We start from the raw sequence: 24,305 nt of genomic DNA on the forward strand, positions 1-24,305 counted from the left end.
TGCATCCATCAGGGTTCACAGTGCTCCAGCAGCCGTTCTGTCCAGAACCCCTCCGAGATGGGAAGTGAGATTCAGACAGGCGACCACTGCAGGCTGCCCTGGTTCTGTGGGCATGTCGACCACAGTGACCCCTCCATTGCCCTGTTTGACAGCCCAGATGTCGCCAGCACTGAGGCCGAGGAGCGAACAGAGAATGGTTTTGTTCACTGCATCGTGGGCCACCACGAGAGCCGTTTCCGACGCATCCAAGGAGTCCGCAATGGTGTTCCAGCTGCGGACGGAGCGCTCCCAGACATCCTGGATGGTCTCTCCTTCAGGCATCTGCACCGTTTCTGGCGTGCGCTTCCACTCATCGAGAAGTTCAGCCCATTCAGCCCTGATCTCTGATTCCAGCTTTCCTTCCCAAAGTCCATGGCCGATTTCAACGAGTCCGCGGGTCACCGTTAGCGGCACTCCGGGATGGGAGCGCAGGATTCCTTCGGCTGTCTGGCGCGGCCTGGACATCGCACTGCTGTAAGCACGCTGAATCGACACGGTTTCCAGAAAGGCCCGTGCTGCTTCGGCTTGGGCGTGACCATTGCTGTTGAGAGGAATGTCGATCTGCCCCTGAAAACGGCCATCACGGTTCCAGTTGGTTTCTCCATGGCGCACCAAAATCATCCTTGCGCCGGCTCCTTTGGGAGGGAGGGGTGGGTTGAGATGGGCCGTGCTGTTCAGACACTCGATCTGCACCTGGTGGCCACTCCCCTGTGGAATGAGATTGAAAACAGACAAGGAGGCATTGTCGAGCCGCAACCGACGGAAGCCCCCTGCAGGGTTGCCCAGCAAGGTGGTGATCAGGCAGCGCAGGATGGCGTTGTGGCCAACCAGCAGCACGGTGTCGTTGCCGTCAACGGGATGACGGGCCAGCAGTGCGTCAAGAAACTGGCTGGCCTGTTGCATCAGCTCCTGCAGGGGCCGGTAGCGGGTGCCGTCGTGACGGCACAGTTCCAGCTGCTCGGGATGACTTCTCCAGGCTGCGTACTCCTCTGGAAAACGCTCAGCACGCTCGGCTGCCGTCAGGCCGCTCCAGGGTTCCAGATCAATTTCCAGCAGGCCTTCCTCGAAACACGGCTCAAGTGCATCGCTCCGGGCTGCCAGAACCCCTGCCGTGGTTGATGCAGCCCGTTGGAGCGGTGAGCTGTACACAGCTGTGATCGGCACATCCGCGAGGGCCGTGCCCGTGCGGCGTGCCTGGTCCTCGCCGGTTTCGGTCAGCGTGGACAGGTCATCACGACCTTGGATTCTGCGTTCCACATTGAAGCTGCTGAGTCCGTGGCGAACGAGGAGAAGACGCAGGGTCACGGCTTCGTGCGTGCAGGGCGCCGCCATCGTATGAGTGAGCCTCGGTTTGCTCTGGCTTCGCCCGCTGCACGCGTCACCCACCAGAATCGTCTCGAGTTGCCTCAGACGTGTTGACCAGCCCACCTTCCGGACGTCCATCGGCTGACCGGTTTTTGAAGGTGTTTCTGGCCTTCGTCTCTCTGGTTCTGGCCACGTTGGTATGGATCCTGGGGCTGGTGGACAGCTTCGGAAAGCCATCCGTTGCACCCGTTTTGTCGTTGGAACAGCAGGAGCTCTCCCTGTTGGCCCAGCCAGAGGTTCCAGAACCCCTTCAACCGCTTGTCGTCGGAGCCGATCCCACTGCGGCCCTGCTGCGCACCCTGCGCGAAACCCCGCTGGACCGACTCGACGATCGCCAGATTCTTTTGTTCACGGCCCTGGAGCAGGACGAGAGCTTCAAGCAAAGTCTTCGCCAGGTGAGCGTTAGCCAACCAGAGCTCATCCCGCTCCAGCAGGCGCTGAATGGGACCAAGGCTCCGGGGCTGGATCGATCTGAATTGCTGGCTTTAGCTCCGGATCCCTTGATCCGAAGGGTTGGCTGCCAAGCCTTGGGAGGCTCAGCGGCTGACTGCATGGATCCAGCTCCGGCCGCAGCCGCCGCACGTCGTCTGATCGTCAGCGAAGTGTTCCCACTGGCGGCTCTGATCCTGGGAGGCCTGCTCCTGCTCAGGCACGGTTGGCAGCTCCTGCGCCGCCGGTTGCCGCCCTGGCCTCCCCTCGTCTCGGCCCCCCTTGGCCCCCTCGACATGGTGTTGCTGGTGGCCGGTGGCTTCGTTGTTTTGGGCGAGGTGCTGGTTCCACTGTTGATCGCCCCGTTCACTGGCTGGCTCAGCCGGGGCCTCTCGCCTGCGCTGACTCAAGGAGTCACCGTCCTTCTTGGCTATGCCGCGTTGGCGGTTCCACCGTTGCTCATCCTCCGCCAGCAGTTGTCGCAGTGCGATCAAGAGGCTCTCCCCCCCGGAGGGTGGCTGCAGTGGCAGGTGCGTCCCATCCATTCCGCCGTTCTGCAGGGTGCGCGGGGGTGGCTGATGGTGATGCCCCCGGTGGTGCTGAGCGGCTGGCTGGTGAGTCGATGGATTGGGGATCAGGGGGGGAGCAACCCCCTGCTGGAGATTGTGCTGAACAGCCGAGACCCCTTGGCCTTGTCCCTACTGGCCATCACCGCTGTTGTGCTGGCACCGCTGTTTGAGGAAACGGTCTTCCGAGGGGTCTTGCTGCCGGTTCTGGGACGCTCTCTCGGGCGTTCCGGAAGTGTGTTGGTCAGTGCGCTGGTGTTTGCGATCGCTCACCTGAGCATCGGCGAACTGCCTCCCTTGCTGGTTCTCGGCCTTGGATTGGCGTTGCTCAGGTTGAGCACAGGACGCCTGTTCCCATGCGTGGTGATGCATGCGCTCTGGAATGGCGTGACGTTTCTCAATCTCTTGCTTCTCGGGGGCTGAGCAAAGCCCCAGTGTTGATCAAGGTTTCAGCCTTGCGGCTCCCCCCTGCAGGTGGTTCACTGGCGCATTGTTGAACCTCACCCGTGGTCGCGGTTCCCCAAACCCAGCCGGTGTCCCCGCAGCGGTCGTCCAGTGCCGGACCCTTCGAGGTCATTCAAGGTTCGCTGTCGGCGCGTCGTGCGGCCCGCCATTCCCCTCTGCTGGCCGGACTTCATCGTGCTGCCGATGGAGGACTCCTCGGGGTGTTCGCCGCCGTTCTCGTCCTCAGCGGGCTCACGCTGCACTGGCAGCACCGCTGGACGATGGCCTTTCGTCAACTTGAGTTGACCCGCACCCTCTCCCATCGGCTGACGGAGTCGACGGCGATGCTCGAGCGGCACCTCCTGGAACGCTCCAAGGTCCCAGGGCGAATGGTGCCCACCACCGTGGCCAATCTTCTGTACCTCGACCGACCCGGAGCGGTTTCATCCCAAGACGGTCCCGATCATCTCGCCATGCTCGGTTCTCTGATGGAGCGTCCGATCAAGAACGGTTACTGATTCATGGGTCGCTCGCCAGCCGCAGGACGGCCGAAAAAGCCCCAATCCCGACGGCGTGTGGTGCCGCTGGAACAAATTCCTGCCGGGCGCATGCGCTGGGTCTTTGCTCTTCTGTGCCTGGGGTTGGTCGGTCTGATGGGCCGCATGGCCTGGCTGCAGATGTTTCAGGCTTCGGAGCTTGAAGCACGGGCTCGATCCGTGCAGACCCAGCGCACCAAGCCGCTGGGAACCCGTCGGCCGATCATCGATCGCACCGGACGGCTCATCGCTCTCGATGAGGAGCGCTATCGCCTGTGGCTCCACCCCCGTTATTTCAATCTTCCCGGCGACGATCCAGCCCTCATCCGTCCATCCGCGGATGTGGCGGACCGTTTGGCCCCTCTCCTTCCCCTCAGTTCGGCTGAAATTCTCAAGCGGATCGGCAACCGCCCTTCCGGCATCAAACTTCTGGAGGGGTTGGATCCGGAAACAGCCGCTGCTGTGCGAGGGGCGGGAATCAGTGGTGTTGATCTGGAGTCCTATCCCCACCGGGTGTATCCCCAGGGTGATCTGTTCGCCAATGTGGTGGGGTTCCTGAATCAGGAGCGGGTGCCCCAGGCTGGCCTGGAGCAGAGCCGTCACGACGATCTCCAGCGTCATGAGCAGGCCCGCAGCCTGCGGCGTGGTGCTGACGGCACTCCGTTGCCGGACAACCTGGATGCCGGCGTTTTCTTCGGAGATGACCTCCGGCTTCAGCTCACCCTCGACGCCCGCCTCCAGGCACTGGCTGCCAAGGCTTTGGCCTCACAGGTGAAGCAATGGAAAGCGAAGAAAGGCGTTGCCATCGTGATGGATGTCACCAATGGCGAGTTGCTGGCCCTCGCATCAGCTCCCACCTATGACCCCAACCGTTACTGGGATTTTTCTGCGAGTCGTTTCAGGGAGTGGTCTGTTCAGGATCTCTACGAGCCAGGCTCAACCTTCAAGCCCATCAACCTGGCGCTTGCCCTTCAAGAAGGTGCCATCAAGGCCGATGGACGGGTGCACGACAACGGCACCCTCACCATCGGCGGATGGCCGATCAACAACCACGATCGCCAAGCCAATGGAGTGATTGATTTCGCCACGGTTCTGCAGGTGTCTAGCAATGTGGGGATGGTGCAGGCGATGCGTCGCCTGCCGGCCGATCGCTACTGGGACTGGCTCAGTCGGTTGCGCCTGGATGCCCGCCCCGATACCGATCTGCCAGGAGCTGTGGCTGGTCAGCTCAAGTCGAAGGAACAATTCACCAGGCAGCCCATTGAGCCCGCCACCGCATCCTTCGGCCAGGGCTTTTCATTGACGCCGCTCAAGCTTGTGCAATTGCATGCGCTGCTCGCCAACGGAGGGCGGCTGGTCAGTCCCCACATCACCAGGGGATTGCGCACCGGGGATGCCCTTGCGCCGGCTGGTACCCGTCCAGGTCAGCCCTTGCTGAAGCCTGAGGTGACCCGCACGGTGCTCGCCTGGATGGAATCTGTGGTGGAGAAGGGAAGTGGCAAGGGAGCGCGCACACCGGGGTATCGGATCGGAGGCAAGACCGGAACCGCACAGAAAGCGCTCAATGGTGTGTATGTGCCTGGTGCGCTCATCTGTAGTTTTGTGGCCACACTTCCCATCAACGATCCGCGTTACGTCGTGCTGGTCGTTGTTGACGAGCCGCAAGGAGGGAACGCCTACGGTTCAACGGTGGCGCTGCCCGTGGCGAAATCGATCATCGATGGTCTTCTGGTGATTGAAAAGATCCCCCCGAGCACCGCGCGAACGCCTGAATTCATTCCTCAAGGCTGATCCCTGCATCACAGCCTGTGCAGAGGAATACCTTCACAGATGCCACTCTGAAAAACGGAGCTACGTTGCGTTTATCGAGACTTTCAGCGCTATGGCCAGTCTGCTTGAGCAGCTCTCTGCGATGACCGTTGTGGTCGCAGACACAGGGGATCTGGAGGCAATCCGTAAGTTCACCCCTAGGGATGCCACCACCAATCCCTCCTTGATCCTGGCGGCAGCCCAAATTCCTGCTTATCAGAGTCTGATTGATGAAGCTCTGCGTTCCTCCCGCCGACTGATTGGCGACAACGCACCCGTGGAGCAGGTGGTGCGTGAAGCGCTCGATGAAATCAGCGTGATCTTCGGCAAGGAAATCCTCAAGATCGTTCCCCGGCGTGTGTCCACCGAGGTCGATGCTCGGCTCAGTTTTGATACCGATGCCACGATTGAAAAGGGTCGCAAGCTGATTCGCCTGTACAACGACGCAGGCATCAGCAACGACCGTGTGCTGATCAAGATCGCCTCCACCTGGGAAGGCATCAAAGCTGCTGAAGTTCTTGAGAAAGAAGGGATTCACTGCAACCTCACACTCCTGTTCGGTTTCGGTCAGGCCGTGGCTTGTGCCGAGGCAGGTGTCACGCTGATTTCACCCTTCGTCGGCCGTATTCTCGATTGGTATAAAGCAGATACCGGTCGCGACTCCTATCCCGGTCCCGAGGATCCCGGCGTGCTGTCGGTGACCCGGATCTTCAATTACTTCAAAACCTACGGCTACAAAACCGAGGTGATGGGAGCCAGCTTCCGCAACATCGATGAAATCACCGAGCTCGCTGGCTGTGATCTGTTGACGATTTCACCCAAGCTTCTCGATCAGCTGCGTGAGAGCCAGGCCACGCTCACCCGCAAGCTCGACGGTGAGAATCCATCCAGCAGCGAGGCTCAGATCCATGTGGACCGTGAGCAATTTGACGCCATGATGAAGAGCGATCGCATGGCCTCCGACAAACTCGGTGAAGGCATCAAAGGATTCAGCAAAGCGATCGAAACCCTGGAAAGCATGCTGGCTCACCGCTTGGCCGAACTTGAGGGTGGCAAGGCGTTCGGCCATGCCGTTCAGGAAATCTTTCTGTTGAACGACATGAACGGCGATGGCTGCATTACCCGTGATGAGTGGCTCGGGAGTGATGCGGTGTTCGATGCCCTGGATCTCGATCACGATGGTCGTCTGACCCCGGAGGATGTTCGCCGCGGATTTGGTGCGGCTCTGTCGCTGACAACAGCCTGAGCCTGCGGTTTCCATTACCGGCTCTTGATGTGCGCCAATCACAATTCAGTGAGTTCGATCAGCTGACGTGAACGCTCTCGACACCATGCGTGCCCTCGCTCAAAAGAGCGAGGTGCACACGTTCAATCCCGGCGACATCATTTTCAAAGCAGACGATCCCGGGTCTTCGATGTTCGGGGTGCTGGAAGGTTCAGTGCGCCTGTCTTGGCAGAACGACCACGGCCATCAGGGATATGAGCTCATTGAAGCCGGCAATGTGTTCGGAGCTGGAGCCCTGGTGATGGATGGTCACCGCCGCCTTGGAACGGCGCAGGCGGAAGGCCCCTGCCGTCTGATTGAGATGAACAGGGAAAAGTTCCTCTTTGCCGTTCAAGAAGCGCCGATGTTCGCGATTGAGCTGCTGGCTTCAGTGGATTCACGTCTCCGCGATCTGAAAACTACGTCCGTCAACTGACCGGCGTTTCTATCGTCCGCTTATTCCACTCGGCTTTGGTCGTGATTCATGACCCTCCAGCTGGTCTGGTTCAAACGTGATTTGAGGCTGGTGGATCATCAGCCCCTGGCCAGAGCTCTGGCCAGGGGGCCTGTGCTGCCTCTTTACATCGTTGAACCTGAACTCTGGAGTCAACCGGATTGCTCAGCCAGGCAGTGGGCCTTCTGCCGGGAATCCCTTCAGGATCTCCAGCAGGCCTGTGCTGCTCTTGGCCAGCCGCTGATCATCCGCAGCGGTGATGCCGTTGACGTGCTGGAACGGGCCCGGTGTCAACTCGGGGTATCGGCCCTCTGGAGCCACGAGGAAACAGGTAATGCCTGGACGTTTGTCCGTGACCGTCGGGTGGCGGCATGGGCGAGGGAACGGGGCATCCCCTGGCATGAACTGCCCCAATTCGGAGTGGTTCGTCGGTTGGGCACGCGCAGGGGGTGGGCCCGCCGCTGGGAAGCGCGGATGGGGGAGGCCATGACGCCGGCACCCACAAGCTTGACGCCTCTCCCGGGCATCGCTCCCGGTGATCTGCCAACCAGCGAAGCGCTGGCTCTGCGCTCTGATCCTTGTCCGCATCGGCAGCACGGCGGCAGGGGGATGGCTCTCCAGGAGCTGGATGATTTCCTCGCGCATCGGGTGCAGCGCTACTGCCGTTCCATCTCCAGTCCGAATCTGGCTTTCAACGGCTGCTCAAGGCTTTCCGCTTACATCACCTGGGGCTGCCTCTCCATGCGTGAGGTTCTGCAACGCAGCCGTGATCTCAAGGGCCGTGGGGTGAGCAGCTTCACGTCGCGGCTCCACTGGCATTGCCACTTCATCCAGAAACTGGAAGATCAACCGCCGATCGAATGGGAGGATTTTCACCCCTTCATGCGCGGCATCCGCTCTCTGGATCACGAGCGCTTTGCGGCCTGGGCCGAGGGTCAAACAGGTGTTCCCTTCGTGGATGCCTGCATGCGGGCTCTGCGAGCCCATGGCTGGATCAACTTCCGCATGCGGGCCATGTTGATGTCGTTCGCCAGCTACAACCTTTGGCTTCCCTGGCGTGAGACAGGTCTGCATCTGGCCAGACAGTTTGTGGATTACGAGCCGGGTATTCATTGGAGTCAGTGCCAGATGCAGTCGGGCAGCACCTCCATCAACACGATCCGCATTTACAACCCGATCAAGCAGGGGATGGATCATGACCCTGAAGGGACCTTCATCCGCCGTTGGTGCCCCGAACTTGAAGATGTTCCTGCTGTGCATTTGCACGAACCCTGGTCTCTCGGCGGTACCAGGCCGAAGCCCATTGTTGATTGCGCTCAGTCAGCCCGTGAAGCCAAAGAGCGCATTTTCGAGATTCGCCGTTCCTCAGGGTTTGATCGCCATGCCGATGCCATCCAGCAGCGCCATGGCTCCCGACGTTCAGGTCTGCCCTCGACCCGGCGGAGACGATCGAGACGGCAGGCTGCTGACCCTGGGGTTGAGCAATTGGCGCTGGACCTCTAGCCCCGTTGCAGGAGAAGGCGACGGATCACCCGTTGGGCGATATCGCCGTAGCCCATCTCCCCGGAAAGGATCTGGGCAATTCTTCGCGGAGCCGTGGGTCGCTTGATCCCAAGCTGGTACCCCACGCCGGGGAAGCGATAGAACACCTGGGCGATGCGGCGGCCCCAGGCCATGGAGTCCCCCCAGCGCTCCCGCATGCTGCGGCTGTAGCCCCGCAAATCTCGACTCTCGCCTTTGAGCCATGGGCTTAGAGATCGAGCCGCCTCGCAGCCACTCATTAGGGCGGGGCGTAGCCCCTCCGCCAGAAAGGGGTCGCACAGCGATGCTGCGTCTCCCACCACCACAATGCCGTCGCCATCAAGACGGTGATGGCCGTTCCACACCTGCAGTCGCCCCCGTTGACGGATCCCAGCATCGGCGGCGAAGCCCAGATCCGGCAGCAGCTGAGCCAGCACCTGCTCCGGGTCGGCGTCCTGCTTGCCGATGAAGCTGCCCACGCCGATGTTCACCCCGCCGGCGAGGGGGAAGGCCCAGGCGAATCCCTGTTTCACGAGGCCGAATTCAAAGCGGGTGGTGCCATCGCTGAGCTTGCCTTGACCCTCGAGCCGCACCGACATGGTGGTGGCCATTTGGGGTTGTTTGGCTCCCAGGCTGAGCTGTTGAGGCCAAGGGGACCCTGAACCATCGGCGATCACCACGGCCCGCCCCTGCCAATGGCGCCCATCGGTCGCTGTCACCTGCCAGACATTGCCATGACGACGGATGTCATTGACCTCAACGCCTGTCAGGCGTTCAGCCCCCGCTTGTATGGCCTGGTCGGAGAGCAGTTGATCCAGCGTTTCCCGGCGCACGATCCAGAAGGGTGCATCGCCAGGGAGCTCGGCGACCACCGGATCCTCCAGGCACCAACTGAAATTCACCTGACCGATCACCTGCTCGACGGCCGGCTCCAGGGAAAAGGGGAACCACTGCTGCACTGAGGCCGCCATGCCACCACCGCAAGGTTTGATCCTCGGCTGAGAATCGCGCTCAAGGGTCAGGACATCATGGCCCGCTAGCGCGAGATGCACCGCTGCTGCACCACCAGCGGCCCCGGACCCGACCACCAGAACATCTCGGGTCCGATCCACGTCGTTGCTCAAACCTTGAGGATGTCGGCTTCCTTGGTGGCGAGGTGCTGTTCCACTTCAGCGATGAACTTGTCGAGCGTTTTCTGCACACTGTCTTGTGCGTCCCGGCTCTGGTCTTCGGAGAACTCGCCCTCCTTTTCCTGCTTCTTGATCTTGTCGATCGCGTCGCGGCGCAGGTTGCGCAGGGCAACCTTGCCTTCTTCGGCGTACTTGGAGGCCAGCTTGCAGAACTCCTTGCGACGCTCCTCAGTCAACGGGGGAACGTTGATGCGGATCACCTTGCCGTCGTTGTTCGGGGTGAAACCCAGTTCACTCATGGCGATCGCTTTTTCGATCAAGGCCAGAGCACTGATGTCAAACGGCTGAATCTGAATCGTCTGAGAATCCGGTGTGGAGAGGGTGGCCAGCGACTTCAGCGGTGTTTCGGCGCCGTAGTACTCCACGCTGATCCGATCCAGCAGGGAGGAATTCGCCCGTCCGGTGCGGATGGTGTTGAAGTTGCGCTGGGTGGCTTCCACCGACTTGCGCATGCTGGATTCGAGATCGGATTGAGACATGACGATGACTAGTTGCTGATGCGGGAACCGATGGGCTCACCTGCCACGGCACGGCCGATATTGCCGGCTTCGAACAGATTGAAGACCACGATGGGGATGTTGTTGTCTTTGCAGAGGGCGATGGCTGTGCTGTCCATCACCGCCAGTTCGCCACTGAGAACCTGCTGGAACGTCAGTGTGTCGTAACGCACTGCATCGGCGTATTTGTGGGGGTCTTTGTCATAGACCCCATCCACCTTGGTGGCTTTGAAAACAACATCCGCACTGATCTCAGCAGCCCGTAGAGCTGCGGTGGTATCGGTGGTGAAGAAGGGGTTGCCGCATCCCGCGCCGAAGACCACTACACGTCCTTTTTCCAGGTGTCTGATCGCCCGCCTGCGGATGTAAGGCTCGGCCACCTCTTGCATTTCGATAGCGGTCTGCACCCTGGTGGGAATTCCAGCCCGCTCGAGGCCATCCTGCAAGGTGATGGCATTCATGACAGTGGCGAGCATTCCCACGTAATCCGCCGTGGCCCGATCCATCCCCGCGGCTGACCCCTTCAGCCCTCGGAAAATGTTGCCGCCACCAACAACGATTGCCAGCTGGGTGCCGCTGGCAACCACACCGGCCACGTCTTTGGCGATGGCCTGAACAATGGCTGGATCGATCCCGTAGCCCTGATCTCCCATCAGCGCCTCACCGCTGAGTTTCAGGAGTGCGCGCGCGTAGGCCATTCATCCACCTGATCCTGCTGACAGTAGCAAGCGAGATCGGACGGTCCCATCACTGGCGCCAAGCGGCGGGAGCCGCTTGGATGGGGAATCCAAAGGGAATGCATGGCTGAAGAGAACGGTGCACGCAGTTCGGTGATGGCCCGTCTCACCCTGTCGGCTCTTGATCGGGCCAGCCAGGATCCTTCCTGCTGGCGTGATCCCTTGGTGCATCGCGCACTCCTGGTGAGTGGGTTGTCAGTTTTGACGGCAGCGATGGGGCTGTTGCGGAGCGACCTCGAGCAGCTCTGATCTCTAAAACTCAATCCCTGCTTGCGCCTTAACACCCTGCTCGCGAAACGGGTGATGAATCAGCGTCATTTCTGTCACCAGATCGGCTGCGTCCACGAGCTCTGCAGGTGCTCCTCGCCCGGTGACGGCGACGTGGGTGAGCGTGGGCCGCTCCTTTAACCCTTGAATCACGGTGGCAGCGTCGATGTAGCCCAGTTTCAGAGCCACATTCAATTCATCGAGCAGCACCAGCTTCACCGCTCCATCCCGCAAATACTCGAGGGCTGTTTGCCAGGCCCTCTCCACCAGCTGCTGATCCCGTTCTCGGTCCTGGGTTTCCCAGGTGAAGCCTTCGCCGAGGGCGTGCCAGCGCACTTGGTCACCAAACGCTTTCAGCGCCCGTGCTTCTCCAGGTTCCCAGCCCCCCTTGATGAACTGCACGATGGCCACCCGCTCGCCATGGCCAAGCGTGCGCAGAACAAGACCTAGGCCTGCAGTTGTTTTTCCCTTGCCTTGGCCGGTGAACACCAGGATCAGCCCTTTCTCCTTGTTGCGCTCCTCCACCCGTTGCTTCTGCACTTGCTGGCGTCGTTCCATCCGTTTGCGGTAGCCGGCATCGTCTGATTCAGGGGCGAGCTTTCCACCCATGCCCAGCTCCGCTGCCGATTGATCGAGATCGTTCGTACTCATGACTGTTCCGGTTGGATGGGACGCATCGCAGTGATCAGCTGCAGCGCCTGCCCCGCGAGAAGTTCCTGCTTCACGGATGTGAAACCAAGCGCTCGTAGTTGGGCGGGCAGATCGTCTTCCAGCATGGCGCTCGCGGTGTCTGTTTCAAAAAGCTCACAGAAGATCTGCTGAGGCAGTCGCAGCCAGGGGCCGGCCGGATGCAGATCCACCACCACCAACCAACCCCCGGGTTGGAGCAGGCGCAGAGCACTGCGCAGCACCATCGCCCGCTCAACGCGTGGAAATTCATGCAGGGCCACGCTTAGCTGAATCGCGCTGAAACTTTCGGAACGCAGTGGCGGGTCTTCCGCAAGACCTTCCACCCGCTGCAGCGTCGGGTGGCGAGCCTTGGCCAATTGCAGAGCACGGGGGGAGACATCGAGCCCTGTCACCGCAAAGCCTGCGGCGAGCCAAGGAGCTGCGGCCTCGCCGCTGCCGCAACACAGATCCAGCACGGCTGCCCCCGGTTGCAACTGCGGTTGTAACGCTTCAAGCCCTAAAGCCCGCAGGGTCTTGACGCCGCCCACGCTGAGGGCCGACACCGCTGTGACTGTGTCGTAGATCCAGCGATAGCGATAGGCCAGGGGGCGAAGAAATGACGACATCAGATCAAAGGGGGTCAGGCTCGATGACGGGCTAGGGCTGCATCCACCGCCTGCTGCTGATCACGGCGAGTGATCCAGTGGTGATAGGTGCGGGTGTGAATGGCCACCGAGTGGCCCATCATCCTGGCGGCAACGGTGTCCGGCAGGCCGATGTGAATCGTGCGCACGGCCCAGGCATGACGCAGGTCGTAGGGGGTGATCGGCAGTTCATAGCGGCGGAACTGCTCGCTCACCCGTCGCCCCACCTGCTGCAGGGTGGTGCGACGCAGATCGGTGCTGATGCTCGGCAGCGCTTTGGTGTTATCGGCCAGCTCCTGAAGGCCGAAGCGCTCGACCCATTCGGGATGGAACGGCCAGCTCTGGTGTTCGCCTGTTTTGGTGGTGGGCAAGACGCGCAGCACGCGATCTCCGCCTTCTCCCAAGGCCGAACAGTCGCAGAAGAACACCTCATGGTTCCGCAGCCCATAGGTGGCCATCAGGCCATAGGCAAGGCGCCAGCTTGGATTGGGGATGGTTAGAGCGGCTTCAAGGATCTGGCGATCTGTGGGCAGCTGACGGAACCGAGCCCGGTGCAAGCCGTAGCCTCCGGCTTCTTCGCGCCAGTCATCAGGGAGCGGAATCTCCAGAAAGCGAGCCAGGGCCGCAAGCGCTGTGGCGCATTGCTGGCGGCTGCGGCTGCCGTCCTCATAACTCATGAGAGTGCGCATCAGAAGGGCGGCGTCGATGGTGCTGCCATCGGCCTGTTTCGAGAGTCGGCGCAGGTAGGGCAAATAGGCACCGCTCCAGGTTGTGCGACTGCCCGACGGAGAGCGGCGACGCCTGGGATCCGAAAAAAAGGCTTTTTCGAATCGCTTCAAGGCAGTGTCGACAGCCTGGGTGGGCTCCAGTGCGTGGGGACTGCGTCGCCGGGCTGACCAGGCTGACCAGTCAAAACAGTTTTGTTCGAGCTGCAGTCGAACCAGGGCTGCAGCATGGAGGGCGTGGTCGAGCCCATCCGGGTCGGCCATCACGCCCAGGCTGATGCGCTGGAGTTTGGTCTGGCTTGGATCCAGACGCAGCGGCAGCAAGCCGCGAAGATTTAAGCGTGAGCCGCGCTGCTCGATGCGCAGTTTCGAGCCCTGCGCCGCCAAACGGGTATTGGCGGAATCCAGCGCCTTCTCAAACTCCATAAATGTGTCGCCTGCGCCAAGGATCGCGTTAATGGCCGCTACGCTCAACCCCCTGCATCCGGTGTGTTTGCTATGTCCCGCGTCGGCGTTGTACTACTGAATCTGGGTGGTCCCGAACGCATTCAGGACGTGGGGCCCTTCCTGTTCAATCTCTTCGCTGATCCGGAAATCATCCGGTTGCCGATCCCTGCGCTGCAAAAGCCTTTGGCTTGGTTGATCAGCACCCTGCGCAGCGGGAAATCCCAGGAGGCTTACCGATCGATCGGCGGAGGGTCACCGCTGCGGCGGATCACCGAGCAACAGGCCAGGGAGCTGCAGAGTCTGCTGCGTCAGCGTGGAATCGATGCCACCAGCTACGTGGCCATGCGCTACTGGCATCCCTTCACGGAGTCGGCTGTCGCTGATCTCAAGGCTGATGGGATGGATCAGGTGGTGGTGCTCCCCCTGTATCCACATTTTTCAATCAGCACGAGTGGGTCCAGCTTCCGCGAACTTCAGAGGCTGAGGCAGGGTGACGAATCCTTCGAAAAGCTGCCGATCCGATGCATCCGCAGTTGGTTCGATCACCCGGGTTATGTGCGTGCCATGGCCGAATTGATCGCTGAGGAGGTGCGCCAGAGCGACGATCCCACCCAAGCGCATGTGTTCTTCAGTGCCCACGGCGTCCCCAAGAGTTACGTGGAGGAAGCGGGAGATCCCTACCAAAAGGAGATCGAATCCTGCACGGATTTGATCATGAAGGAGCTGGGCCAGTTGATGGGCCACGACAACCCCTTCACCCTCGCTTACCAGAGCCGGGTGGGCCCAGTGGAATGGCTCAAGCCTTACACCGAAGAGGCGCTTGAAGAGCTTGGCAAGGCCAAAACCAATGACCTGGTTGTGGTGCCGATCAGTTTTGTTAGTGAGCACATCGAAACGCTGGAGGAGATCGACATTGAGTACCGAGAGTTGGCCACCGAGGCTGGTGTGGTGAACTTCCGGCGTGTCCGTGCCCTCGATACCTACCCGCCCTTCATCGAAGGCTTGGCCGATCTTGTGACCACGAGTCTGGAAGGTCCTGAGGTGAGTCTTGATGCTGCGGCTGAGCTGCCCACAAAGGTGAAGCTCTATCCCCAGGAGAAGTGGGAATGGGGCTGGAACAACAGTTCTGAGGTTTGGAATGGTCGCTTGGCGATGCTCGGATTTTCAGGATTTCTGCTCGAGCTGATCAGTGGTCACGGACCACTGCATGCCCTCGGGCTTCTCTAAGGCTTGCCACAGACCATGCCGCCGCCGGGCAGAACGGCAGGCCGAACCTTAATCTTGAAGGTCAGTATGTCGTGATGCCGCTGTGACGCTGACCTCCGCACCCAAGGTCGATGCAGCGTCCGGGAACGGCGATGGCTGCCGGATGACCGGTGCCCATGCCCTGATGGACGCGTTACGGCGCCATGGTGTTGACACGATCTTCGGTTATCCAGGCGGCGCCATCCTTCCGATCTATGACGCCCTCCACGTGGCGGAAAGTGAGGGCTGGCTGCGCCACGTACTGGTTCGGCATGAGCAGGGAGGAACCCACGCTGCCGATGCTTATGCACGGGCAACCGGTCGCGTCGGTGTTTGCTTCGGTACCTCAGGACCCGGTGCCACCAACCTTGTCACCGGCATTGCCACGGCGCAAATGGATTCAGTGCCGATGGTGGTGATCACCGGGCAGGTGCCTCGAACGGCGATCGGCACCGATGCTTTTCAGGAAACTGACATCTTCGGCATCACCCTGCCGATCGTGAAGCATTCCTGGGTGGTGCGTGATCCGGCGGATCTGGCTTCGGTGGTCGCTCAGGCCTTTCATATCGCCGCCTCTGGGCGTCCAGGTCCAGTGCTGATCGATATTCCCAAGGATGTCGGCCAGGAAGAGTTCGACTACGTGCCCGTGGAGCCAGGCACGGTGATCCCCGCTGGTTTCCGCGCCACTCCCCCCCCAGATCTCGCTGCGGTCGCCGACGCGCTTGCGCTGATCAAAGCGGCGAATCGCCCCCTGTTGTACGTGGGTGGTGGGGCCGTTGCCGCCTCAGCCCACGACAGTTTGAAAGTGCTGGCTGAGCGCTATCAGCTCCCAGTGACCACAACTCTCATGGGAAAGGGCGCCTTTGATGAGAACCACCCCTTGGCGCTGGGCATGCTTGGCATGCATGGCACTGCTTATGCCAATTTCGCCGTCACCGACTGTGACCTGCTGATCGCGGTCGGAGCGCGTTTCGACGACCGCGTGACCGGCAAACTCGATACCTTCGCCCCACGGGCTCGGGTGATCCACTTCGAGATTGACCCTGCCGAAATCGGGAAGAACAGGCGAGCGGATGTGGCGGTTCTCGGCGACGTTGGCGCCAGCTTGGCCGCACTTGTGGAACTGAGCCTTCAAGACACTCCAGAGACCCGCACCGCAGCCTGGCTTGAACGAATCAAGGATTGGAAACAGCGTTACCCCCTGACGATTCCTCCCGCTGAAGGATCGATCTACCCCCAGGAAGTGCTTCTGGCGGTGAGAGAGCTGGCGTCTGATGCCATCGTCACCACCGACGTTGGCCAGCATCAGATGTGGGCAGCGCAATATTTGCGCAACGGGCCTCGAGGCTGGATCAGTAGCGCGGGATTGGGAACGATGGGATTTGGCATGCCAGCGGCACTCGGTGCCCAGGTGGCCTGTCCTGATCGGAGAGTCGTGTGTATTGCAGGCGATGCCAGTGTCTTGATGAATATTCAGGAGCTTGGCACCCTTGCGCAGTACGACCTGCCTGTGAAGGTGGTGATCGTGAACAACCACTGGCAGGGCATGGTCCGCCAGTGGCAGGAAAGTTTCTACGAGGAGCGCTACTCAGCCTCCGACATGCTGAAAGGAATGCCGGATTTCGAGATGCTGGCGCGCTCCTTCGGCGTTGAGGGGGTCAAGATTGTGGAGCGTTCCGAGCTCAAGTCAGGGCTCGCTGCAGCCCTTGCCTCGCCCCATCCCACGCTTGTGGATGTGCATGTTCGGCGTGGCGAGAACTGCTATCCGATGGTGCCTCCTGGCTGCAGCAATGCTCAGATGGTGGGCCTTCCCTCACACCCGGAACTGGCCATGGATCCCAAACGCAACTGCCCAGCGTGCGGTGCCGTCACGTCCAGCGACCATCGCTTCTGCCCCTCTTGTGGAAGCGCTCTGTGATGGTTTTTCAGGTTTTTGGGGTGGCACTGGCGCTGATGCTGCTTGTGGTTCAACCCTTGCTCACCCAGGCCGCTGAAGTTCTTCAGGTTCGTGAGGCCACGCTGTTGCAGGTTGGCGATCGCAACCGCAACTACAGCGTGCGCCTGGCCTGCATCGAGGTGTCGCCCGACGACCAGCAGGTGGCCATCGACTGGTTGCGGCAGGCCGTCCCCCGTCGCCGACGCGTCAATCTTCGTCCGGAGGGAAGTGAGGATGGTCTTCTGCTTGCACGCGTGACGCCGATCGGTGACGAACAGGATCTGGGTGCTGCTCTTGTGAATGAGGGCCTGGCCCACGCAACCTGTCCTCCCGTTTGAGATGGCGCGCAACCGAATCGCTTCCGGCATCGTGATGGTCCCGTGCTTCCTGCTCGGCTCAGCATTTTTCAGCACGGCGATCTGGGGTGATGCGGCGTCTGGCAATCGACCGCTTGCCGTTGGGATGGGGGCTCTGTTGGTTCTGGCCGGTGCTCTCGCACTGCTGATTCAGGGAGATGCTCCAGACACGCAGCAGGATCCTGTGACAAAACCCGACGACCCAGGCTGAAATCTCTAGGTTCAGGTTCAGGGTGTGCCTGGCCATGACCCAATCTTCCGAAGCACCGTCCAAGGTCCCTCCCTCTGACGAACCCCTTGGGGTGTCTCGACACGAGGGCCATCGTCGTGGGCGCTCCACTGCGATCCGCTTCTTTCAATCCGGCTGTGTCCTTCTGGCCACGGTGATCGGTTGCCAGGCCCTTTCAGCCAGTGCCTCATCGCGGTCCACCGTCGTGGCCATCACCCACGGTGATGGGGGCGGTGCGAGTGCTGACTTCATGAGCGGGTTTGCCCTCGGGCTGGATCAGGTCAGAGCTTGCGGAGTTGATCCTGCTTCTGTGGACTGGTTGTCCATCGCCCCAGGAGATGACCCCTCGGCGCTTCTCGGCCAACAGGTGTCTGTGTTGGTGGCCCCTTTTTCGGCTGATCTGGCCACCTATGCCCAGCTCGCCAGCCAGCGCAAGCTTGGGGTTCTTCTCCCTTACCAGCGAGGAGACTCCATTGAGAGCCTCTCTGAACTCGATCCTGAAGGACGTCTCCATCCGGTGGTTCCGCCTTACCAACAGGATCTGAACCATCTGGTGGATGACCTTCGCGATCAGGGCATCCAACGGGTGATGGTGGTGGCTGATCCCACCGATCGAAGCGCCGATCAGGCGGAACGTTTTGTTTCGGCCTTCCAGGCAAAAGGCGGAATCGTGGAGTCTTACGAACCTTCCCTGGTGCAGATGCTGAACCCAGGGGATACCGCCGCTCTTGAACGGTTGGTCAATGATGTGAGCTGGAAGGGACCTCAGGCCATGGTTGTGGCCGCAGCCCACGACAGTGCGCTGGCACAGCAATTGGATCAGGCCCAGGCCTCAGGCCGTTTCGGGCAATCACCCGAGGTCTTGCTTCGGGTCTGGTTGCTGCCCCATCACCGCGTTCAGGATCTCTCCGCACGGTCTTGGCCGCAATTGATTCTCAATCAGCCAGCCCACGGCCCTGGTTGGACCGACTTTTCTTCTCTGTACAGCAGGGTGCGCGGAGAGCAGCCCACGCTGTTGGCGGCGTCGGGGTTTGATACGGCTCGGTTGATGGCCCTCTCTGCGTTGACGCCCCCACCGATCTCGACCGAGGGAACGCGGGACCCTCTGGGCTGGCTGGCCCCCGATCAGGAGTCGAAACCCCTTTGTGATGCCATCGGGGACCGGTTGAGCGGAAAGCCCGTGCGTCTGATCGGCGCGGCGAGCGATCTCATGCAGCGTCCAGGGCAGCCACCTTCGGGACAGGCCACGACCCGTCGCATCCCGAGTCGGTAGGTTTTCAAGGGGGACGACCCGGGAGAGCGCACTTGTGCTGAGGCTGAGCGAGCTTCGTCTGGAGCTTGATCACACGGAGGAGGATTTGGAACGCGCGGTTCTGCGCTGCCTGAAAATTCCACGGGATCGCCTGCTCGAGCGCCATCTGGTGAAACGCAGCATCGATGCTCGCCGTCGCGATCGAATTCGCCTGATCTACTCCGTCGACGTGCAGGTGCGTGGAGAGGATGCTCTTTTGCGCCGGAGTGCACAGGATCGCCGGATCCGTCGCAGCCCCGATGAGCGCTACCACTACGTGGCGAAGGCTCCTCCATCCCTCGAAGCCGCTGGGCTGCTTCGTCCTGTTGTGATCGGAGCTGGCCCATGCGGATATTTCGCGGCCCTCCTACTCGCTCAAATGGGCTATCGCCCTGTTCTGCTGGAACGGGGCCAGCCCGTGAAGCAGCGCAGTGCGGACACGTTCGGATTCTGGAGAAGGACCTCGGCGTTTCAGCCGGAATCCAATGCGCAGTTCGGCGAAGGGGGGGCGGGAACCTTCTCCGATGGCAAGCTTTACAGCCAGGTGAGTGACCCTGCCCACTACGGCAGGAAGGTGCTGGAGGAACTGGTCGCCTGTGGTGCCAATCGTGAGATCCTCACGCTGCACCGTCCCCATATCGGGACCTTCAAGCTCGCCACCGTGGTGAGGGGGCTGCGGGCACGGATTGAGGCGCTGGGTGGTGAGGTGCGTTTTGGAACCCGGGTGGATGCACTGGAGATCAAAGCCGGATCGTCCTCAGCCAAGAAACCACTGCAGTTAACCGGTGTGAGGCTGTCCGACGGCACACATCTGGCTTGCGACCAGCTGGTTCTGGCCCCAGGACACTCGGCGAGAGACACCTTCGCGATGCTGGAACGGGTTGGTGTGGCCCTGGAACGCAAACCATTTGCCATCGGCGTGCGTATCGAACACCCTCAGGCGTTGATCGATCGTGCGCGCTGGGGAGACTGCGCCGGTCATCCACTGCTCGGTGCTGCTGAATACAAGCTGGTGCATCACGCCAGCAACAGCCGCTGCGTTTACAGCTTTTGCATGTGCCCCGGTGGATTTGTCGTGGGAGCGACCTCTGAGCCAGGCCGTGTTGTGACGAACGGCATGAGCCAACACTCCCGCAATGAGCGCAATGCCAATAGTGGGCTGGTGATTCCAGTTCTGGACGAAGACCTGGAGCCCCATGAACGCTTCCAGGGGGATCCCCTCGCAGGCATGGCGTTTCAACGCACGCTCGAAGGCCGGGCCTTCGAATTGGGAGGGGGCGATTACTGCGCCCCTGTCCAGCGCTTGGAAGACCTGCTCGAGGGCCGTGCATCAACGGACCTGGGTTCGGTGACACCCTCCTACCAGCCAGGCGTTCGTCCTTGCGATCTCGCCGAACTGCTGCCAGCGTCGATGACCGCTGCGCTCAGGGAGGCGCTGCCGGCTTTTGCCAAGCAACTCCCGGGCTACGACCACCCGGATGCCGTGCTCACGGCAATTGAAACGCGAACATCCTCGCCGCTGCGCATTGCGCGCGATGAAGCCTATGAATCGATCAACGTGCAGGGGTTGACTCCCGCTGGCGAGGGAGCCGGGTTCGCAGGGGGCATTCTGTCGGCTGCCATTGATGGAATCCGGGTTGCTGAAGCTGTGGCCTTACGCCTCTCGGCATGACCCTCGCCGTCAAAAAGTCTGGGTTCAGGCCGCGGCCTGACCGACGATGCCACTCCACTGAACCGCTTTCACCTGATCGCGTCGCCAGGAATGGAACAGGTCGGGTTCACTGACTGTGCAAAGAGGGCACAGGCTGACCCTGTCCGCTCGTAGACCCAAGTTCACAAGCTGGAGGAAGGCGGCCCTGCGGATATCGAGGCGACAACGACCGTGCTCAGGATCCGCCTGAGTGACTCCGTCTCGTTCCAGGGTTTGCAGCGATTGCTGGCGACTGCCCAACGCATTGCCAACCATTTCAGCCACAGCGTTTTCAACCTGATAGTTGGGTGCGCTCACAGCAGGACCCAGGGCAACCAGGAGGCGCTCCCTCCGGGCACCTAGGGCTTCCAGTTGAGATACCGCTTCGGGAAGAATCCGGCTCGCCACCCCTCTCCATCCGGCATGACAGGCCGAGGCGTGACCGCTGTCGGGGTCGGCAATCAGCACCGGCGTGCAGTCCGCTCCGCAGACCCAGAGACTTTGCCCACCACGATCGCTCACCAGCCCATCAGCCTCAGGCCAAGGGGATTCAGTGGCTTTTGAGGCTGGCAGAACAACGTTGCCGTGAACCTGCTGAGGACGATGCACGCTCGCACCCGTTGAAAGGTACCCGGCGAGCTCCTCAGGTCCCCGACCCTGCCATCGACGGGTGAAAAAACCATGCTCAAACCCAGCGGCGTGCAGCAGATCAGCCGTGAGGTAGTACCCCCCGTAACAGCCAACCCATGTCCACTGCTCAAGAACATTGAAGTAGCGATCTGGGCGCTGGAAAGGCTCCCCACTGGGACGATGGGCTGGGGTTGGGGCCACGTTCAGACCTCGGGTTGATCCCTGAGCATCCAGAAGCCATCAAACCGCTGGCTGTCGGGTGTGGCCTGCACGGAGATGAACTGAAGTCCCCGAGACCGGTGGACAGAGTCCTCGAGGGCATCACGGCATTCAACCGCCTCCGTCTGGCCCAGGTCGCTGACCAACCAGCTGTCATCCTGCCCCGCATCAAGAATCAGTTGCTGGGCGTTCATACGCAGCCGGACGGGCTCCAGCCCACCCAGCCAGCCAGCCAGGGCGAGGGCGCGGGTTTGGCTGAAGAGGCGCAGGCCCGGAACCGGAAGCTCAGGATCCATCGCCTCTGGAATCGGGAGCAGATCGTTGAATCCCATGGGCCATTCGCTCGCTTCCCGCAGACTTCCCAGAGGCAGGGCTGCCCAACACCAGGCGTCTCCTCGGACGGCCTCAGGCAGGGGCAGCGGGGGGGTGGCGATCGGTGCGGGAGGTGGCGCGAGCGGGCCAGCCATATATCCCTTGTCTAGGGGATAGAGGTCGCGCTCTCGTTCCTCCAGCCAGTCGAGGAGTGCATAGGTTCTTCGGCTCGGGATCATTTCCAATTCGAGCTCGCTGGCGGCCCGCTGCACCATGGTGCGCATCGCGCTGCGCCAGGTCCGTAAACGCCTTGGAGACATCCACCCGTGTGCCTGGGCCGTGTCCAGCGCCTCGCGGAGAGCTGATGCCAGCCAGGTGGAATTCACATCACCGGCAGGACAGCGTTTCTCGAACCGAAAACAGTCCGGCGCTGATGGGGTGGGAGTGCTTGTGATGAGGAGCTCCCATCGCTTTTTCCCATCGGCTTCGAGAATGGGTCTCGAATAGAAGTCCAGTTCCCAGTCAGCCTGCTTCGGTGCCGAGGATCGCTCTCCGTTGTTCCCGGCTGTCTGTGGAGCGGTGATCATCCAGCTGACTGTTCTTGCTGCCTGAGGACGTTACGAGCTCTATTGGCACGTTCGGAAGCTTCCGCCATCACAGCGTCACGATTGATCAGGAGTTCGCCGGGCTGTCCCTCGAGCATGGCCGTGTTCAGAGCAATCCGGCCGCGTCCAGGGTCGAGCTCGGTGATGAGTGCCTTGACGGTATCCCCTTGGTCGAAGACCTCTCGCAGTGAGCGCAGGCTGCCCCCGGTGATCATCGACTGGTGAAGGAGTCCGCTGATGCCTCCGAGATCGATGAACAGTCCGTAGGGCTTCACAGCTGCCACGTGTCCTTCCACCAGCTGACCGACTTCCAGCTCGGCGAAACGGGCAGCCGTTGCGGCTTTTTTCTCCGAGAGCACAAGCTTTCGGGTTTCCGGATTGACCTCGAGGAAGGCGACACCAAGGGTTTTACCAACGAGTGCCTCATGGTTTTCGCCCTCTTGCAGCTGTGATCGGGGGATGAAGCCGCGCAGGCCCTCGAGATCACAGGTGACGCCTCCTCGGTTGAAGCCACTCACCTTCACCTGCGCCACTTTGCCTTCTTTCTCGAGCTGCTTCACCTTGTCCCAGCTCTGACGCAGTGCCAGGGCTCTGCAGCTGATGGTGACCATGCCATCAGCATTTTGTTCCCGGGTCACCAGGACCTCGATTTCTAAGCCTTTCGGGAAACGCTCTTTGAGATTCGTGATCACGCCCAGACCGCACTCACTTTTGGGCATGAAGCCAGGGGCCTTGCCGCCGATGTCGACATACACGCCATCGCTTTCCATGCCGATCACCGTTCCGGTGACCACATCGCCCGTCGTGCCCACGGGCTCGTTTTCGTCGAGAGCAGCCAGGAAGGCATCCTCATCAAAATCGAAGTCATCCACGCTGCGCTGAAGTCCGCCAGGGGCCTGCTGCCTTTGCGTGGGCTTCTGGCGCGGCTCGGATCCACCCATGAGATCGGCCATGGTCATGCCGCCGAAATCATCGTCATCAGGCGATCGAGGTACCTCCGGCTCCGCGACACGGGGCGCTGCAGGGGCCGCTGGCTGCGGAGGAGGTGCCAGGGATGTGCCGGCCTCGAGGGCCGCTTGTTCGAGTTGGGCAGCTTTCGCTGCTGCAGCGTCTGCCGCCGCCCTTGCTTCTTGCGCTTCGCGGCGCAGACGGTCCTGCTCCTCACGCTTGCTGATGTGCATCACCTGCAAGGGTTTCTTCGGTGGCTGAGCTGCCGGAGCCGCTGCCTTTCTGGACTCTGAAGATGAATTCTGACGTTCTGTGCCGGCCATGGGACCCGTCGTCCTTGATCGGCCATTTTGACAGGAGATGGTGAAGAGTCGATGGAGAGCTTGGAAACTCACAGCTCGCGACGACTGGATCACTTGCATTGGCCTGAGGCGGCCTCGCGCCTGCGTGAGGACCGTTCAACCCTGGTCTGGCCCTTCGGAGCACTGGAGCAGCACGGTCCTCAGCTGCCTCTGGCTACAGATGCTCTGTTCGCGGAGCGGATCCTCTCCCTCGTGCTGGAGTCTCTGCCCGACGCCTGGCCGATCTGGGCGCTGCCTCCGCAGTCGATTGGCCTGTCTCCGGAACACCGAGGGTTTCCTGGCACCTTGAGCCTGAGTGCTGATCTGTTGATTCGCCTGGTTGTGGAGGTGGGGGAGCAGATGGCTGACCAGGGGGTGAAGCGACTGGTGCTCTTCAACGCCCATGGAGGACAAATCGGATTGCTGCAGACAGCGGCCAGGGAGCTGGCAGCCCGCGCTCCATCGATGGCCGTGCTGCCCTGCTTCCTCTGGAGTGGTGTTCCTGGGCTCAAGGACCTGATCCCCAGCATGGAGCTGCAGAACGGATTGCATGCAGGGCTTGCGGAAACCAGTCTGATGCTGGCCCTCGCACCGGAACTCGTCGGACCGGAGCGGCCCTGCGATGGACTCGACTCCGCCATTCCCATCCCTGAGGGGTGGAGTCTTGAGGGGGCTGCCCCTTACGCCTGGTTCACAGCCGACATCAGCAGCAGCGGCGTTGTCGGAGACACGCGCGGAGCCGACGACTCTCTTGGAGAGCGTCTGAAGACCACCCTGATGGCGCACTGGATCAGCCTTTTCAGCAGTTTGATGCGTTCTGATTGGCCCCCTACTGCCGATGCCAGGCGTGTGAGAGGACCATCAACCATGCATCCATAAGCGGTGGCTCTGGTTACAGTC

24 protein-coding genes are annotated in these 24,305 nt (G+C 61.2%); 14 read left to right on the forward strand and 10 right to left on the reverse strand.

The features are described from left to right. Positions 1 to 15: 15 nt before the first annotated feature. Positions 16 to 1,344: a histidine phosphatase family protein gene (locus KQ296_RS09410; protein ID WP_011932542.1), complete on the reverse strand. Its 1,329-nt coding sequence runs from the start codon at positions 1,342 to 1,344 to the stop codon at positions 16 to 18. Positions 1,345 to 1,454: 110 nt separating this feature from the next. Here KQ296_RS09410 and KQ296_RS09415 point away from each other — a divergent pair, with 110 nt between their 5' ends. From KQ296_RS09415 to KQ296_RS09440, 6 genes are all read left to right on the forward strand, one after another. Beyond that, on the forward strand, positions 1,455 to 2,822 hold the full coding sequence (locus KQ296_RS09415; protein ID WP_259726462.1) for a CPBP family intramembrane glutamic endopeptidase: 1,368 nt from the start codon (positions 1,455 to 1,457) through the stop codon (positions 2,820 to 2,822). An 83-nt stretch (positions 2,823 to 2,905) separates the two neighbouring features. Next, positions 2,906 to 3,361, forward strand: coding sequence for a hypothetical protein (locus KQ296_RS09420; RefSeq protein WP_011932544.1), 456 nt, complete (start codon positions 2,906 to 2,908; stop codon positions 3,359 to 3,361). Between the two features lie 3 nt (positions 3,362 to 3,364). Next, complete coding sequence (locus tag KQ296_RS09425) at positions 3,365 to 5,170, forward strand: penicillin-binding protein 2 (RefSeq protein ID WP_011932545.1); 1,806 nt, start codon at positions 3,365 to 3,367, stop codon at positions 5,168 to 5,170. Positions 5,171 to 5,261: 91 nt separating this feature from the next. Next, entirely contained in the window at positions 5,262 to 6,434 is a 1,173-nt protein-coding gene (locus KQ296_RS09430) for a transaldolase (RefSeq protein WP_011932546.1), read from the forward strand. 67 nt (positions 6,435 to 6,501) lie between these two features. Beyond that, complete coding sequence (locus KQ296_RS09435; RefSeq protein WP_011932547.1) at positions 6,502 to 6,888, forward strand: Crp/Fnr family transcriptional regulator; 387 nt, start codon at positions 6,502 to 6,504, stop codon at positions 6,886 to 6,888. A gap of 48 nt (positions 6,889 to 6,936) precedes the next feature. Continuing rightward, positions 6,937 to 8,409, forward strand: a complete 1,473-nt coding sequence (locus KQ296_RS09440) for a deoxyribodipyrimidine photo-lyase (protein WP_011932548.1) — start codon at positions 6,937 to 6,939, stop codon at positions 8,407 to 8,409. On the opposite strand, the gene KQ296_RS09445 is transcribed toward KQ296_RS09440, so the two are convergent. From KQ296_RS09445 to pyrH, 3 genes are read right to left on the reverse strand one after another with little or no spacing between them, the layout of a single operon-like run. Continuing rightward, positions 8,406 to 9,539: a geranylgeranyl reductase family protein gene (locus KQ296_RS09445; RefSeq protein WP_041428772.1), complete on the reverse strand. Its 1,134-nt coding sequence runs from the start codon at positions 9,537 to 9,539 to the stop codon at positions 8,406 to 8,408. The two genes, KQ296_RS09440 and KQ296_RS09445, sit on opposite strands and share 4 nt — an antisense overlap. A gap of 8 nt (positions 9,540 to 9,547) precedes the next feature. Further along, positions 9,548 to 10,096: a ribosome recycling factor gene (gene frr, locus KQ296_RS09450; protein ID WP_011932550.1), complete on the reverse strand. Its 549-nt coding sequence runs from the start codon at positions 10,094 to 10,096 to the stop codon at positions 9,548 to 9,550. 8 nt (positions 10,097 to 10,104) lie between these two features. Then, complete coding sequence (gene pyrH, locus KQ296_RS09455; protein WP_011932551.1) at positions 10,105 to 10,812, reverse strand: UMP kinase; 708 nt, start codon at positions 10,810 to 10,812, stop codon at positions 10,105 to 10,107. 102 nt (positions 10,813 to 10,914) lie between these two features. Here pyrH and KQ296_RS09460 point away from each other — a divergent pair, with 102 nt between their 5' ends. Continuing rightward, positions 10,915 to 11,100: a hypothetical protein gene (locus tag KQ296_RS09460; protein ID WP_011932552.1), complete on the forward strand. Its 186-nt coding sequence runs from the start codon at positions 10,915 to 10,917 to the stop codon at positions 11,098 to 11,100. Between the two features lie 3 nt (positions 11,101 to 11,103). Here KQ296_RS09460 and cobO read toward each other — a convergent pair whose 3' ends face one another. From cobO to KQ296_RS09475, 3 genes are read right to left on the reverse strand one after another with little or no spacing between them, the layout of a single operon-like run. Beyond that, positions 11,104 to 11,769, reverse strand: a complete 666-nt coding sequence (gene cobO / locus KQ296_RS09465) for a cob(I)yrinic acid a,c-diamide adenosyltransferase (RefSeq protein WP_011932553.1) — start codon at positions 11,767 to 11,769, stop codon at positions 11,104 to 11,106. Next, positions 11,766 to 12,413, reverse strand: a complete 648-nt coding sequence (locus KQ296_RS09470; protein WP_011932554.1) for a class I SAM-dependent methyltransferase — start codon at positions 12,411 to 12,413, stop codon at positions 11,766 to 11,768. The genes cobO and KQ296_RS09470 overlap by 4 nt, the downstream gene beginning before the upstream one ends. Positions 12,414 to 12,427: 14 nt before the next feature. Continuing rightward, on the reverse strand, positions 12,428 to 13,582 hold the full coding sequence (locus KQ296_RS09475; RefSeq protein WP_011932555.1) for a site-specific integrase: 1,155 nt from the start codon (positions 13,580 to 13,582) through the stop codon (positions 12,428 to 12,430). Between the two features lie 72 nt (positions 13,583 to 13,654). On the opposite strand from KQ296_RS09475, the gene hemH reads away from it, so the two are divergent. The 6 genes from hemH (at position 13,655) to KQ296_RS09505 (ending at position 20,332) form a co-directional block, all read left to right on the forward strand. Next, a complete protein-coding gene (gene hemH / locus KQ296_RS09480) occupies positions 13,655 to 14,830 on the forward strand; it encodes a ferrochelatase (RefSeq protein ID WP_011932556.1) in 1,176 nt (391 codons plus the stop codon). Positions 14,831 to 14,912: 82 nt separating this feature from the next. Continuing rightward, on the forward strand, positions 14,913 to 16,766 hold the full coding sequence (gene ilvB, locus KQ296_RS09485) for a biosynthetic-type acetolactate synthase large subunit (protein WP_011932557.1): 1,854 nt from the start codon (positions 14,913 to 14,915) through the stop codon (positions 16,764 to 16,766). Then, entirely contained in the window at positions 16,766 to 17,122 is a 357-nt protein-coding gene (locus KQ296_RS09490) for a hypothetical protein (RefSeq protein WP_011932558.1), read from the forward strand. Before ilvB ends, KQ296_RS09490 begins: the two co-directional genes overlap by 1 nt. Position 17,123: 1 nt before the next feature. Continuing rightward, entirely contained in the window at positions 17,124 to 17,351 is a 228-nt protein-coding gene (locus KQ296_RS09495) for a GIVxVP protein (RefSeq protein ID WP_011932559.1), read from the forward strand. Positions 17,352 to 17,385: 34 nt separating this feature from the next. Further along, positions 17,386 to 18,642 (forward strand): ABC transporter substrate-binding protein, encoded by a 1,257-nt coding sequence (locus tag KQ296_RS09500; protein ID WP_011932560.1) that lies wholly within the window; start codon positions 17,386 to 17,388, stop codon positions 18,640 to 18,642. Positions 18,643 to 18,676: 34 nt separating this feature from the next. Further along, a complete protein-coding gene (locus tag KQ296_RS09505) occupies positions 18,677 to 20,332 on the forward strand; it encodes an NAD(P)/FAD-dependent oxidoreductase (RefSeq protein WP_011932561.1) in 1,656 nt (551 codons plus the stop codon). A 24-nt stretch (positions 20,333 to 20,356) separates the two neighbouring features. Here KQ296_RS09505 and pgeF read toward each other — a convergent pair whose 3' ends face one another. Genes pgeF through KQ296_RS09520 form a run of 3 tightly spaced genes read right to left on the reverse strand, consistent with a single transcriptional unit; the run spans position 20,357 to position 23,387 of the window. Next, positions 20,357 to 21,181: a peptidoglycan editing factor PgeF gene (gene pgeF / locus KQ296_RS09510; RefSeq protein ID WP_011932562.1), complete on the reverse strand. Its 825-nt coding sequence runs from the start codon at positions 21,179 to 21,181 to the stop codon at positions 20,357 to 20,359. A gap of 2 nt (positions 21,182 to 21,183) precedes the next feature. Beyond that, the gene (locus tag KQ296_RS09515; RefSeq protein WP_011932563.1) at positions 21,184 to 22,098 is read right to left on the reverse strand and encodes a Tab2/Atab2 family RNA-binding protein; all 915 of its coding nucleotides are present in this window, start codon (positions 22,096 to 22,098) and stop codon (positions 21,184 to 21,186) included. After that, positions 22,095 to 23,387: a S1 RNA-binding domain-containing protein gene (locus KQ296_RS09520; RefSeq protein WP_041428398.1), complete on the reverse strand. Its 1,293-nt coding sequence runs from the start codon at positions 23,385 to 23,387 to the stop codon at positions 22,095 to 22,097. The genes KQ296_RS09515 and KQ296_RS09520 overlap by 4 nt, the downstream gene beginning before the upstream one ends. Positions 23,388 to 23,438: 51 nt before the next feature. Here KQ296_RS09520 and KQ296_RS09525 point away from each other — a divergent pair, with 51 nt between their 5' ends. Continuing rightward, a complete protein-coding gene (locus KQ296_RS09525; protein ID WP_011932565.1) occupies positions 23,439 to 24,284 on the forward strand; it encodes a creatininase family protein in 846 nt (281 codons plus the stop codon). Positions 24,285 to 24,305 lie beyond the last annotated feature (21 nt).

It is taken from the genome of Synechococcus sp. CS-197 (assembly GCF_025128215.1).
Classification (GTDB): Bacteria; Cyanobacteriota; Cyanobacteriia; order PCC-6307; family Cyanobiaceae; genus Synechococcus_C.